14 protein-coding genes are annotated in these 15261 nt (G+C 64.0%); 6 read left to right on the top strand and 8 right to left on the bottom strand.

The genetic code is table 11. The features are described from left to right. Positions 1–50 precede the first annotated feature (50 nt). The 4 genes from QZ648_RS04270 to QZ648_RS04255 all read right to left on the bottom strand — a co-directional run bounded on the left by QZ648_RS04270 (position 51) and on the right by QZ648_RS04255 (position 3692). Complete coding sequence (locus tag QZ648_RS04270) at positions 51–569, bottom strand: hypothetical protein (protein WP_291996205.1); 519 nt, start codon at positions 567–569, stop codon at positions 51–53. Positions 570–575: 6 nt separating this feature from the next. Beyond that, positions 576–1400, bottom strand: a complete 825-nt coding sequence (locus tag QZ648_RS04265) for a DUF2092 domain-containing protein (protein ID WP_291996204.1) — start codon at positions 1398–1400, stop codon at positions 576–578. A gap of 143 nt (positions 1401–1543) precedes the next feature. After that, positions 1544–2044, bottom strand: a complete 501-nt coding sequence (locus QZ648_RS04260; RefSeq protein ID WP_169066490.1) for a DUF3037 domain-containing protein — start codon at positions 2042–2044, stop codon at positions 1544–1546. 148 nt (positions 2045–2192) lie between these two features. Beyond that, positions 2193–3692, bottom strand: coding sequence for a CoA-acylating methylmalonate-semialdehyde dehydrogenase (locus QZ648_RS04255; protein WP_169066489.1), 1500 nt, complete (start codon positions 3690–3692; stop codon positions 2193–2195). 43 nt (positions 3693–3735) lie between these two features. On the opposite strand from QZ648_RS04255, the gene QZ648_RS04250 reads away from it, so the two are divergent. From QZ648_RS04250 to QZ648_RS04240, 3 genes are read left to right on the top strand one after another with little or no spacing between them, the layout of a single operon-like run. Next, positions 3736–3921 carry a hypothetical protein gene (locus QZ648_RS04250; RefSeq protein WP_291996203.1) on the top strand — a complete coding sequence of 62 codons (186 nt, stop codon included), beginning with the start codon at positions 3736–3738 and terminating at the stop codon, positions 3919–3921. 24 nt (positions 3922–3945) lie between these two features. Beyond that, positions 3946–4212: a hypothetical protein gene (locus tag QZ648_RS04245; protein WP_169066487.1), complete on the top strand. Its 267-nt coding sequence runs from the start codon at positions 3946–3948 to the stop codon at positions 4210–4212. Next, the gene (locus QZ648_RS04240; protein WP_169066486.1) at positions 4209–4634 is read left to right on the top strand and encodes a type II toxin-antitoxin system VapC family toxin; all 426 of its coding nucleotides are present in this window, start codon (positions 4209–4211) and stop codon (positions 4632–4634) included. Before QZ648_RS04245 ends, QZ648_RS04240 begins: the two co-directional genes overlap by 4 nt. 331 nt (positions 4635–4965) lie before the next feature. On the opposite strand, the gene QZ648_RS04235 is transcribed toward QZ648_RS04240, so the two are convergent. Beyond that, complete coding sequence (locus tag QZ648_RS04235) at positions 4966–5871, bottom strand: LysR substrate-binding domain-containing protein (RefSeq protein ID WP_169066485.1); 906 nt, start codon at positions 5869–5871, stop codon at positions 4966–4968. 106 nt (positions 5872–5977) lie between these two features. Here QZ648_RS04235 and QZ648_RS04230 point away from each other — a divergent pair, with 106 nt between their 5' ends. The 3 genes from QZ648_RS04230 (at position 5978) to QZ648_RS04220 (ending at position 12306) form a co-directional block, all read left to right on the top strand. After that, on the top strand, positions 5978–9592 hold the full coding sequence (locus QZ648_RS04230) for an indolepyruvate ferredoxin oxidoreductase family protein (RefSeq protein WP_291996202.1): 3615 nt from the start codon (positions 5978–5980) through the stop codon (positions 9590–9592). Between the two features lie 99 nt (positions 9593–9691). Next, positions 9692–10747 (top strand): Glu/Leu/Phe/Val dehydrogenase, encoded by a 1056-nt coding sequence (locus QZ648_RS04225; RefSeq protein WP_291996201.1) that lies wholly within the window; start codon positions 9692–9694, stop codon positions 10745–10747. 218 nt (positions 10748–10965) lie between these two features. Beyond that, positions 10966–12306, top strand: coding sequence for a sodium-dependent transporter (locus QZ648_RS04220; protein ID WP_291996538.1), 1341 nt, complete (start codon positions 10966–10968; stop codon positions 12304–12306). Between the two features lie 210 nt (positions 12307–12516). On the opposite strand, the gene QZ648_RS04215 is transcribed toward QZ648_RS04220, so the two are convergent. From QZ648_RS04215 to QZ648_RS04205, 3 genes are all read right to left on the bottom strand, one after another. Beyond that, on the bottom strand, positions 12517–13236 hold the full coding sequence (locus tag QZ648_RS04215; RefSeq protein ID WP_291996200.1) for a DUF1043 family protein: 720 nt from the start codon (positions 13234–13236) through the stop codon (positions 12517–12519). Positions 13237–13614: 378 nt separating this feature from the next. Continuing rightward, positions 13615–14232, bottom strand: coding sequence for a molybdenum cofactor guanylyltransferase MobA (mobA, locus tag QZ648_RS04210; RefSeq protein ID WP_291996199.1), 618 nt, complete (start codon positions 14230–14232; stop codon positions 13615–13617). After that, positions 14229–15113: a formate dehydrogenase accessory sulfurtransferase FdhD gene (locus tag QZ648_RS04205; protein ID WP_291996198.1), complete on the bottom strand. Its 885-nt coding sequence runs from the start codon at positions 15111–15113 to the stop codon at positions 14229–14231. The genes mobA and QZ648_RS04205 overlap by 4 nt, the downstream gene beginning before the upstream one ends. Positions 15114–15261: the final 148 nt, after the last annotated feature.

Here is a 15261-nt window from a genome sequence, read left to right as displayed (position 1 = left end):
CTCCCGCGCACTTCGCCAGAACAGTTTCGCCCGGCAGCTGTGAGGCGTCCTTAGTAGGGCGGGTTAACCACCACGTAGGTCACCGAACTGCCTGCATACTGCGGCTGGTAATAGGTCCCGCCGCATTGCTGGTAAGTCATGCCGGCATAGACGTAGGGTACGCAACTCGGCGGCAGGGTGTTAACTATCGAGCCGACGACCACGGCGGTCACTGCTACGGCAGCCCCAACCGCCACTGCCGTCCCTACCGGGTGGTAGCCACCGCGGTGATTCACATCGACGTCCACGTTACGGTTGACATTCACGTTGGTGTTGCGATTGACGTTCGTATTGCGGTTCACATTGGTGTTGTGATTGACGTTCGCATTGCGGTTCACATTGGTGTTGTGATTGACGTTCGCATTGCGGTTCACATTGGCACTGCGGTTGACGCTGGTGTGTGTGCCCCCGCGCGCAAAGGCCTCCGAAGCAGCAAAGAAATCATGCGCGCCCACAGCCAGCAGCGACATCAATACGGCACGCGAAAAGCGACCGGAAAAGCGTTTTTTCGATTGGACTTGGCTCATCATCTCACCTCACTTCTCGTTGCCCGGCTGGACTTCCAGCTCGCGAAAGACGATCTTGCTGGCGCCCTTGGGCGGAACGAAACGGAACACGCGATCGCCCAGCCTGGGTGACAGTTTCCAGCTCAACACCGCCTCGTACTGCGGCGCCCCTTCCTCATTCTTGCTCGTAATGACGATCTTTCTCGGCAAGGGCTTGCTGCCTTCCTGTATCCAGATCTGCCAGTCGACCTCGTCCTGACGGAAAGCATAATGGTCGCAGAGGACACCCCCAACGCGGCCCTGGCCCACAAAGAAGGCCGCTTTGACATTTTCCGCCAGGGACTCCGGTGCCAGCACGTCGGCCAACGGCCACTCCAGCCCATACTTGGTTTCCGCGAAGGACAACATCTCCTTGATGGTCTTGGGCGCGCTCACCGAGGCGTAGTAGTTCACCAGCTTGCCGTACACCGTCAGCGTGTTGCCATCGTAGTAGAACTGGCGCTGCTTCTCATCGTCGATCACGTCCGCCCGCAAGCGGTTGGGCCTGACCACCGAGATATTGGCGAACGTGCCGAACTGCACTTTCTGGCCGCTATCGAGGACCTCGTCGGTGCTGGCATCGACCCGAATGTTGAATGACTTCAGTGTATGCAGGAATTCGCTGCTGCGCTTGAGCGCAGCAATGGCTTCGGGTTCAATAACCGCCTGCGCTGCGGGAGCGGCAGGGCTTACGGAAGTGGCAGCAGTCGCGCTGGCCTGGCCCTCAGCAGGGCTGACCTGCTGCGCGCCACTGTAAAAAGGAAGCAGCAGGAGCGCAGCAGCGATCACTACTATCCGAAAACGCTTCGGTCTCATCAGCACATCTCTCCTCAATCGGCATGGAAATACACAAGCTGCTTACGTTAGCAGAGAAACGCCGACGCTGCCACCGCCAGAACCAGCCGAGTACCGCATGCGCTGCGGCCGCTCGAACGAAAACCGGTCACTACCGACAGGGGTCAAAACTCCCTGCTCATGAAATTGCGCTCGCAGTAGTGGTCGTAGAGAGCGTCGAGCTTGGCCTCAGGGTCAGCGGCGAGAATGAGCCGCTGCTGGTCGAAGTGGAACATGGCGTCGCGCGGGCGGACCAGTTCGGCGAAGCGCTTGCTCGCCAAAAGCAGATTCGGCGCTCGCCTGCCGCCATCGAGCGCGTCAGAGCGCAGTTGGCCGGCAAAACGCTGCAGTTCCTCCTTGAACAACTCGCGCCCGTTGAGGTACACCTCGCGGTCGAAGGGATAGAAAAACTGTGTGATTCGACCGTAACGTTTGAGCAGGCGAAAGTCGAAAAAGCCGGCCTCGGCGGCCATCAGAACGACGCCCACGTTGGCAAATTCGCCCGTTTCAGAAAAGGGACGAAAGCGCAGAAAGGCGTATTGGCAGGCGAACTCTTTCATGGTGGCCCGCCCAGCGGCGTTGCCGATGCGGACCACCGCCAGCGACGGCGCCCGCAGAGTCCACACCCGGCGGGTTTGCCGAAAGTGGCGCCCTGGTCAATCGCTGGCAAGTCGCGTTCGAGATTCACGCATCTCCCCGGTCGTTTCTTGCGGCAACTGCGCAGCAGCATCGCGGCCTTCCCGGCCGGTCTGTGCGACCGAGCGGCGGCAGCAGTCAATGCGTCGGCATCACAAAACTGGCGCCACTCGCCATGTCCTGCGGCCAGCGACCAGTCGCCGTCTTCAGGCGGGTATAGAAATGTACCCCGTCCGGGCCATGGAGCGCATGGTCGCCGAACAGGGAACGCTTCCAGCCGCCGAAACTATGGAAAGCCATCGGTACCGGAATCGGCACATTGACACCGACCATGCCGACCTCGATGCGACGCACGAACTCGCGGGCGACATTGCCGCTACGCGTGAACACCGCCACGCCGTTGCCATATTCGTGGGCATTGATGAGCGCGACGGCGGCCTCGAAATCGGCGACATGCACGACGCACAGCACCGGCCCGAAGATCTCCTCGCGATAGATGCGCATGGTGGGGGAGACGCGGTCGAACAGGCAGCCGCCCAAAAAGAATCCCTCGTCGTGAGCGGCAAGCCGCAGGTCGCGCCCATCAACCAGCAGCACTGCCCCCTCGGCAACTCCCAGATCGACGTAGGCACGCACCTTGTCGAGATGCTGCCGGGTCACCAGAGGCCCCATTTCCACGCCCGGATCGGTGCCCGGACCGACCTTCAACGCATGCACGCGCCTGGCCAGCGCCGGCACCAGCTGCTCGCCGACCGCGCCGACCGCTACCAGCACCGAGATCGCCATGCAGCGCTCGCCAGCCGAACCATAGGCGGCGCCGATCAGCGCATCGACCGCCTGCTCGAGATCAGCGTCGGGCATCACCACCATATGGTTCTTGGCGCCGCCGAGCGCCTGTACCCGCTTGCCGTTGGCCGTTCCCGTCGCATAGATGTACTCGGCAATCGGTGTCGAGCCGACAAAACTGACCGCCGCAACACGTGCATCGGTGAGCAGGGCATCGACCGCCTCCTTGTCGCCATGCACGACGTTGAACACGCCCTGTGGCAGCCCGGCCTGCGCCAACAGATCGGCAATGAACAGGCTGGCCGACGGATCACGTTCGGAAGGCTTGAGAATGAAGGTATTGCCACAGGCCAGCGCCACAGGAAACATCCACATCGGCACCATCACCGGAAAGTTGAAGGGCGTGATGCCGGCGCAGACACCGACCGGCTGGCGTAGCGACCAGCTGTCGACACCGCTCCCGATCTGGTCGGAGTATTCACCCTTCAACAGCTGCGGGATGCCGCAGGCAAACTCGACGACCTCCATGCCGCGAATAATCTCGCCCCGGGCATCGTCGAGCACCTTGCCGTGCTCGCCAGTGACGATCGCCGCCAGCTCGTCGAGGTGCTGCTCGAGCAGCTGACGAAACTTGAAGAGCACGCGCGCACGCCGCAGCGGCGGTGTATCCGACCACTCAGCGAGGGCGGCGGCGGCCGCAGCGACTCCTTTGCCGGTGATCTCTGCGCTGGCCAGCGGCACCCGCGCCGTGACTTGTCCGCTGGCCGGATTGAAGATCTCGCCCCAGCGCGAATCACCGCCAGGGACCCGATGACCATTGATGAAGTGCTGCAGTTGTCCAGGATTTGTCATAGCTGAGGATACCGCGCCTGATCGTGAATTTGGTCCATCCTAGGTGCGCGCCAATCGTCGTGTCAATCGGATTCATGAACACAACGGCGAGCTCGACTGGAAAGTGCAAACGATGAATCAGGACTTGCCCAAGACCGTAGCTCTACTGGTGATCAAAGCCGCGCGCGTGGTGACTAAAATGCGCGCCCCGCTTGCCGTCCGCTTCGGCAAGCGCTACCCTGATTGTTGAAGATATCAACAACCGGAGGGCGTCATGGCCACCATGAACTTCAGCATCCCCGACGACATCAAGGAGCGCTTCAACCGGATGTTCGCCGACAGGAACAAGAGCTCCATCGTCGCCCAACTGCTCGATGAAGCCATCGCCAGGGAAGAACGCAAGCAGCAGAGCGATCAAGCGATCAAGCGCATCCTGCTGCGCAGGCTGACGGCCGTGCCGACCTCGACAGCGGAAATTCTCCAGTTGCGTGATGAAAATCGCGGCGAACCCGACGCCACACACGGAATTCCGCGGCGATGAAGCGTCTGGTCATCGACGCCAGCGTCGCGGTCAAGTGGTTTCTGCCCGACGCCGGCGACGAAACCGACACGCTCGAAGCGCTTGATTTCCTCCTCCAGCTGAAAGCGGGAGACGTGTCGTTTGCGCAGCCCGCGCACTGGAAAGCCGAGATTGCCGGCGTAATGGTCCGCCGCGCGCCGACACTCGCTGCCGACAGCCTCGACGACCTCAGCCTCCTCGAAGGCATCGAATTCATCGACACCACTACCGTATACCGCCGCGCCATCGACCTTGCGCAGACTCTCAACCACCACCTGTTCGACACCCTTTACCACGCCACTGCCCTGGAGACGGACGCCACCTTCGTTACCGCCGACCGGCGCTACTACGACAAGGCGGCGCATTTCGGCCAGATCGCGCTGCTGGAAGACGCTTCCACATGAGCGCCCAGCTGCTCGAGCACCTCGGCCTCATCGCCGGGGCACCGAATGGCGTCCAGACGCGCATTCTTGCATTCTTGCATTCTTGCTCTGGTACAACGCGCCACGCACGGAACATGCAAGCTTCAATCCGACAAGCTGTTCGCGTTCCGCTTCGGACTCCCTCTCGTCGCCGAACAGCATCGCATCGTCGCCAAAGTCGACGAACTGATGGCTCTCTGCGACCGCCTCCAAGCCAATCTCATCGAATTTCGCGCCCGACAGAGTTGCGGCTGGCCAGTACCCTGATCGAATCAGCCCTGCGAGCCGGCTGACGGTCGGTGAGCCGTTCGAATCAGTTTCCGCAGGCCTGGATCAGAAACTGCCGCAGTGCTTCGGCCGGCTCGGCGAGCGCCGCATCTTTCGCCCAGATCAAGCCGACCTCCAGATGCGGGATGGCATCGAGAATCGGGCGCGCTTCGATTTTCTTGCCTTCTAGCGACCACGGGCGATAGACCATGTCGCTGAGGATGGTCACCCCGAAACCGTGCGCCACCAGGCCGCGCAGGGCCTCCATGCCGTTGGTGCGGAAAGCGATGTTCGGGCTGAGGCCGTTGTCGGTCCAGTAGCGGCGATTCGATTCCTCGCCCTCGTCGACGGTGAGCAGGATGTAGGGCTGGCGGGCGACGTCGGCCAGCGCGGGATAAGGCTCTTCCAGCACCGGGTGACCGGCGGCGGCCCACAGCTGACGTCGTGAACGCATCAGGACGTGGTGGCCGAAACGCTCACGATCCTCGACGTTGGAGAGGATCACCACTCCCAGTTCCAGGTCGCCGGAGAGCACCGCCGCTTCGACCTTGCGCCGGCCGATGTCGTGCAGGTCGAAATCGATGTCCGGGTAGTTGGCGCGAAAACGGGCGAACAGCGGCGGCAGGAAATAGCCGAGTACGGAATAGGTGGCGGCGATGCGGATCGCGCCGTGCAGATCGTTGATGCGAAAGCGCGGTTCGCGCAGAGCGTCCTGCAGCGAGTCGAGAATGTGCCGCGCGTGCTGATAGAAGCTGTGCCCCTCGGCAGTGAGCGCGACGCCGTGCGGCTTGCGATCGAACAATCTGACCCCCAGCCGGTCTTCAAGGAGGAGGACGGCGTTGGTGATCGCCGACTGCGAAACGAACAGGCTCGCGGCCGCCATCGAGAACTGACCGCTCTCGGCAGCGGCCGCGAAATAGCGTAACTGGCGCAGGGTGACGTCGCTTGTCATCTGATTTTCTGATATCTCGCGTGCGTTTTTGTGATTTTACAATAGCACAACGATTTCCTATCATCTCTCAAAATCAGAATGACCCGTCCATCGAGGAGACAGCCACATGGATGCATCGCCGAAGAACGCTGACGATAGCGAACACAGCGAACACAGCGCACTGCGCAGCGTCGCACTTGATGACAAGTATCAGTTGGCCAGCGGCCGCGTCTACCTCAACGGAACACAAGCGCTGGTGCGTCTGCCGATGCTGCAACGTGCGCGCGACGAACGCGCCGGGCTGAACACCGCCGGCTTTGTCAGTGGCTACCGCGGCTCGCCGCTGGGCAACGTCGACCACGAGTTCTGGCGCGCGAAGAAATTTCTCGAACCCCTGCATATCCACTTCCAGGCCGGGCTCAACGAAGACCTGGCAGCGACCGCGGTGTGGGGCACGCAGCAGGTCACGCTGGACCAGAACGCGACTTGCGACGGCGTTTTCGCCATGTGGTATGGCAAGGGGCCGGGCGTCGATCGCAGCGGCGACGTCTTTCGTCACGCCAACGCCGCGGGCAGCTCGAGATACGGCGGCGTGCTGGCGATTGCCGGCGACGACCACGCGGCCAAGTCCTCGACGCTGCCGCACCAGACCGAGCACGTCTTCAAGGCGCTGATGATGCCGGTGCTGGCACCCGCCGACATCCAGGAATACCTGGACCTGGGCATCCACGGATTCGCGCTGTCTCGCTACTCGGGCTGCTGGGTAGCCTTCAAGGCGCTCGCCGACACCGTCGAGACCTCGGCCGCGGTGAATGTCGACCCCTTCGCCGTCGAAACCGTCATTCCCGCCGACTTCAAGCTGCCCGCCGGCGGACTCAACCTGCGCTGGCCCGATCCGCCGCTGGTACAGGAAAAGCGCCTGCTGCACCACAAGCTCTACGCCGCGCTGGCCTATTGCCGTGCCAACCAGCTGAACAAGGTGATCATCGACAGCCCGAACGCGCGCCTGGGCATCGTCACCAGCGGCAAGAGCTATCTCGATGTGCGCCAGGCCCTCGAAGACCTCGGCATCGACGACGCCGTAGCGGCAAAAATCGGCCTGCGCCTGTACAAGGTGAGCATGGTCTGGCCGCTGGAGGCCGAAGGGATTCGCCACTTCGCCGAAGGGCTGGAAGAGATCCTGGTCATCGAGGAGAAGCGCCAGTTCCTCGAATACCAGATCAAGGAAGAACTCTACAACTGGAGCGAATCCGCGCGACCACGTGTCATCGGCAAGTTCGACGAGAAAGGGGAATGGTCGCTACCGCACTCGGAATGGCTGCTCCCCGCGGCCGGCGAGCTGACGCCGGCGATGATCGCCCGCGTCATCGCCGCGCGCATCGCCATCTACTACACCTCCGAGCGCGTCGCCGCGCGCCTGGCCTTCCTGGAAGAAAAAGAAGCCGCGCTGGCCAAGCCGAACCGCGCCATTTCCCGCATTCCGCACTACTGCTCGGGCTGTCCGCACAACACCTCGACCAAAGTTCCGCAAGGCTCGCGCGCGCTGGCCGGCATCGGTTGCCACTACATGGCCACCTGGCTGTCGCCGGAATCGACGCAGACCTTCTGCCAGATGGGCGGTGAAGGCGTCGCCTGGGTCGGTCAGTCACCGTTCACCAGCACGCAGCACGTCTTTGCCAACCTCGGCGACGGCACCTATTTCCACTCCGGCCTGCTCGCCATCCGCCAGTCAATCGCCGCCGGGGTGAACATCACCTACAAGATTCTCTATAACGACGCCGTCGCCATGACCGGCGGGCAGCCGCACGACGGCCCGCTGAGCGTGCCGATCATCGCCCGCCAGATCGCTGCCGAGGGCATCAGGAGCATCGTCGTGGTTACCGACGAGCCGCAGAAGTACAGCGGTGCCTTGGCGCTGCCGTCGGGTACGCCGGTTCGCCATCGCGACGAGCTGGACACGGTGCAGCGCGAACTGCGCAGCGTGCCGGGCACGATGGCAATCATCTACGACCAGACCTGTGCCGCCGAGAAGCGCCGCCGTCGCAAGCGCGGCAAGTTTCCCGATCCGGCGAAGCGGGTGCTGATCAACGATCTGGTCTGCGAAGGCTGCGGCGACTGCTCCGAAAAATCCAACTGCATGTCGGTGGTCGCCGTCGAAACCGAGTTCGGCCGCAAGCGAGCCATCGATCAATCGGCCTGCAACAAGGATTTCTCCTGCATCAAGGGCTTTTGCCCGAGTTTCGTGACCGTCGAAGGCGGCGCACTGAAAAAAGGCCAGGCAGCGACGCCGAGCGAAGCCCTCTTCGCGCAACTGCCCGAGCCGGCATTGCCCGCCACGGCGAAGCCGTGGAGCATGCTCATCACCGGCGTCGGCGGCACCGGCGTGGTGACCATCGGCGCCCTGCTGGGCATGGCCGCGCACCTCGAAAGCAAGGGCGTGCTGGTCCTCGACATGGCCGGACTGGCGCAGAAAGGCGGCGCAGTATGGTCGCATGTGCGCATCGCCGACCGCCAGGAGCAACTCTACGCGGCGCGGGTCGCCGCTGGCGAAGCCAACGCGGTCATCGCCTGCGACCTGGTCGTTGCCGCCAGCGACGAGTCGATCGCCAAGATGCGCGCCGGCCACACCCGCGTGGTCATCAACCGTGACCAGAGCACGACCAGCGACTTCGTGCGCGGCTTTGCGGCACAGGCGCGCAGCGGTGACGTCGTCGCCCACCCGGACCCGCAGTTCCCGCAGGACGGCATGGAGGCGCGCATTGCCGACGCCGTCGGCAGCGAGAGCGCCGATTTTCTCGAAGCTTCGCAACTGGCGACGGCAATCATGGGCGACGCCATCGCCACCAACCTGTTCATGCTCGGTTTCGCCTGGCAGAAAGGCCTGGTGCCCTTGTCACGCGCGGCCATCCTGCGCGCCATCGAGATCAACGCCGCGGCGGTCGCTTCCAACAGCACGGCCTTCCAGTGGGGCCGCGTCGCGGCAGTCGATAGGGCGGCGGTGGTCAAGGCCGCGCAACCCGCATATATACCCGACCACCACCGCCTGTCGACCAGCGTCGACGAGTTGATTGCCCGCCGCCAGGAGCAGCTCACCGAATATCAGGACGCCGCCTACGCCGAGCGTTACCTGGCGCTGCTCAAGCGCGTACGCGCCGCCGAAGAAGCGCTGACGCCGGGAATCTCGCTGCTCCGCGAAGCCGTCGCCCGCGGCTACTACAAGCTGCTCGCCTACAAGGACGAGTACGAAGTGGCGCGGCTATATACCAACAGCGCCTTCCTCAAGAGCGTCGAGGCGCAGTTCGAAGGCGACTACAAGCTGGTTTTCCACCTCGCACCGCCGCTGCTGGCCAGCAAGGACCCGGCCACCGGGCAGCTCAGGAAGCGCACTTACGGCCCGTGGATGCTCAAGGCGATGCGTATCCTGGCCGGCTACAAGCACCTGCGCGGCGGCCGCTTCGACATTTTTGCGCGCAGCGCCGAGCGCAAGCTCGATCGTCAGTTGATCGCCGACTACGAGGCACTGATCGAAACCCTGCTCGCCGGACTGACGACCAGCAAGCACGAACTGGCCGTCGAACTGGCCAGCCTGCCCGAGCAGGTGCGTGGCTTCGGCCACATCCGCGAACGCTATATCGAGCACGCCCGTGCGCAGCAGAAGAGTTTGCTCGCACGCTTCAATGGCGAGAGCTTGCCGGGCGTGCAGCGCATGCCGCACTTCCCGGCGAGCAAAGTCTCGGCCTGATCGACAGTCGTTTCAGCAGCTGGCCCCCCACCGCCCGCGTCGCCACGAGCGACCGCGGTGGGATTGCGCCATCCCTCACCAACAACGAAGGAATTTGCCATGTCCGTTTTTTCCCTGCGTGATTTTGCCGATCACGAACAAGTGGTTTTCTGCAGCGACGACGCCAGCGGCCTGAAAGCCATCATCGCGGTGCACAACTCCAATCTCGGCCCGGCGCTCGGCGGCTGCCGCATGTGGCACTACGCCAGCGAAGACGATGCCGTCCGCGACGTCCTGCGCCTGTCGCGCGGCATGACCTACAAATCGGCCCTGGCCGGCCTCCAGCTCGGCGGCGGCAAGTCGGTGATCATCGGCAATCCGCGCACCGACAAGACGCCGGCCCTGCTCGACGCCTTTGCACGCTCGCTCAACCAGCTCAACGGCCGCTACGTCGCCGCCGAGGACTCGGGCACCAACGTCGCCGACATGAAATATCTCGCCGAACGCACGCCGCACGTCGCCGGCATCATCGACAAGCCGTCGCACGAGGCCGAAGGCATGCGCAGCGGCGACCCCTCGCCGGCCACCGCCTACGGCACTTTTTTCGGCATCAGGGCAGCGGTCAAGCGCAAGCTCGGCCGTGATTCACTCGACGGCCTGCGGGTCGCCATCCAGGGAGTCGGCAACGTCGGTTTCGACCTCGCCCGCCAGCTCACGGACGCCGGCGCGCAACTGTGGGTCGCCGACATCCATGAAGAGAACCTGGTGCGTGCGCGCGAGGAGCTGGGCGCCCGCGCGCTGGCCCCGGAAGCCATCTACGCCGCCGACGTGGACGTCTTCGCCCCCTGCGCCATGGGCGCCATTCTCAACGACGAGACGATCCCGCAGCTGCGCGCCAGCATCGTCGCCGGCGCCGCCAACAATCAACTGGCCGAAGTGCGCCACGGCAGCGAGCTGATGCGCCGCGGCATCCTCTACGCGCCGGACTACGTGATCAATGCCGGCGGGATCATCGACATTTATCACGAAAGGATCGGTTTCGACCGCCCTGCCCTGCTGCGTCATTTGGAAGGTATCCACGCCACGCTGCTGGAGATTTTCGAACGTGCCGACAAGGAAGCACGGCCTACCGGCGAAGTGGCTGACGCGCTTGCCGAAGAGCGCTTCAAGCGCTAACGGTCATGACAGTCGAGATAGCCGGGATGATGAAAGTCATGACCGTCCCTCTCTCACTTGCACTGCGCATTCCTGCTTGCACGCCGGAATCGTTCGCCGGGCAGCGAGCATGCTCCCTGAATTCCCCGCCCCACCCCCGGCCCTTCTCCCGCAGGGGGAGAAGGGAGGTTCGCGAGTCGCTTACGCGACTTTCACATTGAAGGAGAGACCTGTCAGTGATGAAGAAAGGACACCACGGACAGTGGTCGTCGCGCATGGGCTTCGTGCTCGCCGCAGTGGGTTCAGCGGTTGGCCTGGGCAATATCTGGAAATTCCCGTACATGGTCGGGCAGAGTGGTGGCGCGGCCTTCGTTGCCGTCTATCTGGTCTGCATTGCGCTGATCGGCCTGCCGATCATCGTCGCCGAGTGGTTGATCGGCCGGCGCGCGCAGGAGAACCCGATCAACGCCATGGCCGACCTGGCACGCAGCAACGGCCGCAGCAAGGCCTGGGTGATGGTCGGCGTCAGCGGTACCCTGGCCGGCTTCCTGATCCTCTCCTTCTACAGCGTCATCGGCGGCTGGGCACTGTCCTACCTGATCGATGCCGGCAGCGGTAGCTTCAACGGCATGGGCAAGGAGACGGCGGACGCCGCCTTCTCGAACCTGCTGGCCGATCCCGGCACTTTGCTGACCTGGCACACGGTATTCATGGGACTGACCGTCGGGGTGGTGGCGATGGGAGTTGCCGGCGGCCTCGAACGCGCGTCGCGCATCCTGATGCCGACTCTGGGCATCCTGCTGGCGCTGATGGTCGGTTACGGCGCAGCCTCCGACGGCTTTGCGCAGGCACTCGCCTATCTGTTCGCGCCCGACTTCGCCAAACTCACCGGCGCGGTCCTCCTCGCTGCGCTGGGCCACGCCTTCTTCACGCTGTCACTGGGCATGGGCATCATGATTGCCTACGGTTCCTACCTCGGGCAGCAGGTGGACCTGCTGCGCGCCGCACGCACGGTGGCGATCATGGACACGGTGATTGCCCTGGCTGCCGGGCTGGCGATTTTCCCGATCGTCTTTGCCAACGGACTCGACCCGGCAGCCGGACCGGGCCTGGTCTTCGTCACCCTGCCGCTGGTCTTCGGCAAGGTCACTGGCGGGCTGCTTCTCGGCGTGATGTTCTTCGCACTGCTCACTTTCGCCGCGCTGACCTCGGCCATCTCGCTACTCGAACCCTCGGTCGAGCTGCTTGAAGAACGCACCCCCCTGAGCCGTATCGGCGCGACGCTGGTGGCCGGTGTCGCCACCTGGGCGCTGGGCATCGCCGCGCTGTTGTCGTTCAACCTGTGGGGCGATGTGCTGATCTTTGGCAACAACATCTTCGACCTGCTCGACAAGATGACCAGCAAGTTCCTGCTGCCACTGACCGCCCTCGGCGCCATCGTCTTCGTCGGCTGGTGCCTCAAAGCCGAGAGCGTGCGCGAAGAACTCGGCCTGAGCAGCGGCGGCTTCGTGCTGTGGAATCTGATCACCCGCTTCGTGGCCCCGATCGGCGTGCTGGTGGTTTTCATCTCCAGCCTCTGAGCGGCAGGCGCAGCGAGCGCATCTTCGACCTCATGCAGGTGACGAACGCGCCCGGCCTGTGCCGGGCGTGGTCATTGAGCGGCTGGCTTGTGCGCTCCTCGCATTCACGCATTCACGCATTCACTCACTCACTCACTCACTCACCCGCATGGCGATTCCAGGGCGGCTGCGCTTCCTGTCCCGGGGATCAGGAGCGGGATCGCAATAAACTCACGACCTGGCGGAGCTGTCACCCTTGCCGGCATCCTTCCCGGCATCCTTCCCGGCATCCTTCCCGGCGCCCTTCTGGCCACCTTCAGCGGCAGCTCCAGCCGCCTTCTCCGCAGACTCGGCCGGCTCTTCCGCTGCTGCCTTCTCTTCGCCATCGGGCTTGCTCGCATTGGCCGCTGGCGTTGCCGAGCCTGCGCTACTGCTCTTCTCCGCGGCCTGCGCCGGAGCACCCTCAGTAGTGGCTGCTGCGATGGCCTTTTCCAGCTCGGATTCGGCTGCTGCACCCTCAGCCTGCCCCATCGAGGCGCGTTCAAGCGGTTGCGCGCCAGCGGCGATAAGCGCAGCGGATACCCTGTCCGAAGGAGTCACATCCGTGGCCGCCGTAGCGCCCGCATTGCCCACCAGCAGACCCACCACCCGGTCGCGGAAAAGTTGGCGCGCGGAACCACTCGAAAGCTGTTCGTAACCTGAAGACAGGTGCTCGAACAAGTCCTTGTAAGAGCCGGCCATCGAAGCGACGAGAGTTGCGGTCTTGTCGAAGTGCGACTCGACATCACGCTTGTAACCGGCGATTTCTTCCTGCTGGCGCGACACTTCCGCCTCCAGAAGCGCAACTTGTTTGGTTTTTCCACCGAGCGGGCTGCGGCCCACGAAAAACCCGATTAAGGCCGCGACAAACACTGCCGCCCCACCGATCAGCCACATTGTCTGTTCCGTCATGCCCGTCATGCCAAGACCTCCCTCTGTGAATGGCGACGCGCCAGCGTGCAAACTCAGTCGATGCGCTGACCGTCTGCGCCGCGGGCACGGCTGCCTTGCTGGATATGTTTTCAGTGCTCAAAAAGAGCACACCGCCAAGGCGAAGTATATCGGCCTTTGGCAAGACGCACCGCGCGGGAAGTCAAAACTAGCGTTTTTTGCCCGCCAACATTCCACGCCAGCCGCTATTTCGCGAGTTCCCTGCGTGCCTTTTCCGGCTTTCCGGCGGCGTGCAATTCCGCCCGCATCACTGGCCACAAGGTCTTTTCGACGGTCCTCTGCAGCCTTGCCTGGCGCGAGTTGGCGTTGATCAAAGTCTGCTATCCCGGCCCGGCGGCCTCACTTTTTCTGCTGTTGCGCGAGTTCGCTGGCGGTGTTGATGTTGGCGAAGGCCTCTGGGCAGCCGTCGAAGTCCACCAGCACGTGTTTCTGGGCCAGCACCCAGCGGTCGATCTTGCGCTCGCCGCCGGCCAGGTACGCGGCCAGCGCTGCGGCGCTGCGCGTGTGCGCCAGCAGGAAGACCGGCTGCAACTGCCCGTCGGCACGGGCCATGGCCACATCGGCCCCGGCGGCCAGGACGGCACGGTGCAGACGGGCCACCAGATCGAGCGGAAGGGCCGGCGAATCGCAGGGGCAGGTGAGCACCCAGGCCTCGCGATCATCTTCGCCAGCGTGGTGCAGGCCCGCATCGAGCCCGGCCAGCGGGCCGACGAAGCCGGCGTGGCGGTCGGCGACGACCGGCGCGCCGAGCACCGCGTAGGTGTCGGCGTTGCGGTTGGCGTTGATCAGCAGCACATCGACCTGTGGGCGCAGGCGGGCGATGACCTGCGCGATCATCGGCCGGCCGTCGAGTTCGACCAGGCCCTTGTCGACGCCGCCCATGCGCCGGCCTTGTCCGCCGGCGAGAATCAGGCCGATGATCGGGATCGTCGGGATGGGGATCGGGGCAAGGTTCATGCGCCGCCTCGCCTAATGCGTTCGCCATGCGAGTAGACGAGATGGCGACCGACGCGCGCGCGGCAGACCAGGGTGATGCCCATTTCCTGCGCCATCGACAAGCCCATCTGCGTCAGACCGGAGCGCGAGACCAGGAAGGGCACGCCCATTTGCACCGTTTTCATGACCATCTCCGAAGTCAGCCGGCCAGTGGTGTAGAAAATCTTGTCGGCCCCGCCTTCTTCGTCCAGCCACATCAGGCCGCTGATGGCATCGACCGCGTTGTGCCGCCCGACGTCCTCGACGTGATAGACCAGCGGCACCGCGGGCGTGTTGCGCAGCAGCGCGCAGGCGTGCACCGAACCGGCGCGCTTGTAGACGGTGTCCAGCGCCAGGACCCGCGCCAGTGCGGCATCAAGCGTGCTCACCGCCAGCGTCGCCTCGCTGTGCAGCGGCTGCAGCTCGTCGAGCCAGTCGCCGAACATCGTTCCCTGCCCGCAGCCGGTGGTGACCGTGCGTTTGGCCATGCGCGTGGCCGTGCGTGCAGCCAGTTCGCTGCCCCGGCCCTGGCGCGTGTGCACCGCGCAGGCGCCAACTTCCCAATCGACGTGTACGCTAAGCAGATCGGCGAGCGATTCGACCAGTCGCTGGTTGCGCAGATAGCCCATGATCAAGGCCTCCGGCGCCTGACCGAGAGTCATCAGGGTGACGATTTCCTGCTTGTCGAGGTACACCGTCAGGGCGTTTTCGCCAGGCACCTCGACCACGCGCGACTGGCCCTGGTGATCGATGACCATGGCGCTGGCCGTGGCCGGGCGTTGCGCACGGGTGAGCGACAGCCGCGCTGCGTCCGGCGCATCGCTCAGCGGGATTTCGAAAACAGCATCGCTTTCAGCACGCATGGCGGACTATTGTCGACACGGCGTAGCCGCCGCATTGGTGGGCGCCTTTAGAGAGAAGCGGTATCTTACCCGGATCGCCGCGCACAGCCGGCGGAGAGTGAAATGGACGAGGCAATGAAACAGGAGATCTTGCCGGACGCCGAGGCCG

This window comes from Candidatus Accumulibacter sp. ACC012, from assembly GCF_907163155.1.
GTDB classification, from domain to species: Bacteria; Pseudomonadota; Gammaproteobacteria; order Burkholderiales; family Rhodocyclaceae; genus Accumulibacter; species Accumulibacter delftensis.
This window is presented reverse-complemented; position numbering and strand designations above follow the sequence as displayed.

Excerpts from the sequence above, each read along its gene's own strand:
- QZ648_RS04230 (WP_291996202.1), top strand. The coding sequence starts at position 5,978 with ATGGATGCATCGCCGAAGAACGCTGACGATAGCGAACACAGCGAACAC.
- QZ648_RS04255 (WP_169066489.1), bottom strand. The coding sequence starts at position 3,692 with ATGACAAATCCTGGACAACTGCAGCACTTCATCAATGGTCATCGGGTC.
- mobA (WP_291996199.1), bottom strand. The coding sequence starts at position 14,232 with ATGAACCTTGCCCCGATCCCCATCCCGACGATCCCGATCATCGGCCTG.
- QZ648_RS04205 (WP_291996198.1), bottom strand. The coding sequence starts at position 15,113 with ATGCGTGCTGAAAGCGATGCTGTTTTCGAAATCCCGCTGAGCGATGCG.
- QZ648_RS04245 (WP_169066487.1), top strand. The coding sequence starts at position 3,946 with ATGGCCACCATGAACTTCAGCATCCCCGACGACATCAAGGAGCGCTTC.
- QZ648_RS04235 (WP_169066485.1), bottom strand. The coding sequence starts at position 5,871 with ATGACAAGCGACGTCACCCTGCGCCAGTTACGCTATTTCGCGGCCGCT.
- QZ648_RS04265 (WP_291996204.1), bottom strand. The coding sequence starts at position 1,400 with ATGAGACCGAAGCGTTTTCGGATAGTAGTGATCGCTGCTGCGCTCCTG.
- QZ648_RS04220 (WP_291996538.1), top strand. The coding sequence starts at position 10,966 with ATGAAGAAAGGACACCACGGACAGTGGTCGTCGCGCATGGGCTTCGTG.
- QZ648_RS04270 (WP_291996205.1), bottom strand. The coding sequence starts at position 569 with ATGATGAGCCAAGTCCAATCGAAAAAACGCTTTTCCGGTCGCTTTTCG.
- QZ648_RS04240 (WP_169066486.1), top strand. The coding sequence starts at position 4,209 with ATGAAGCGTCTGGTCATCGACGCCAGCGTCGCGGTCAAGTGGTTTCTG.
- QZ648_RS04225 (WP_291996201.1), top strand. The coding sequence starts at position 9,692 with ATGTCCGTTTTTTCCCTGCGTGATTTTGCCGATCACGAACAAGTGGTT.
- QZ648_RS04215 (WP_291996200.1), bottom strand. The coding sequence starts at position 13,236 with ATGACGGAACAGACAATGTGGCTGATCGGTGGGGCGGCAGTGTTTGTC.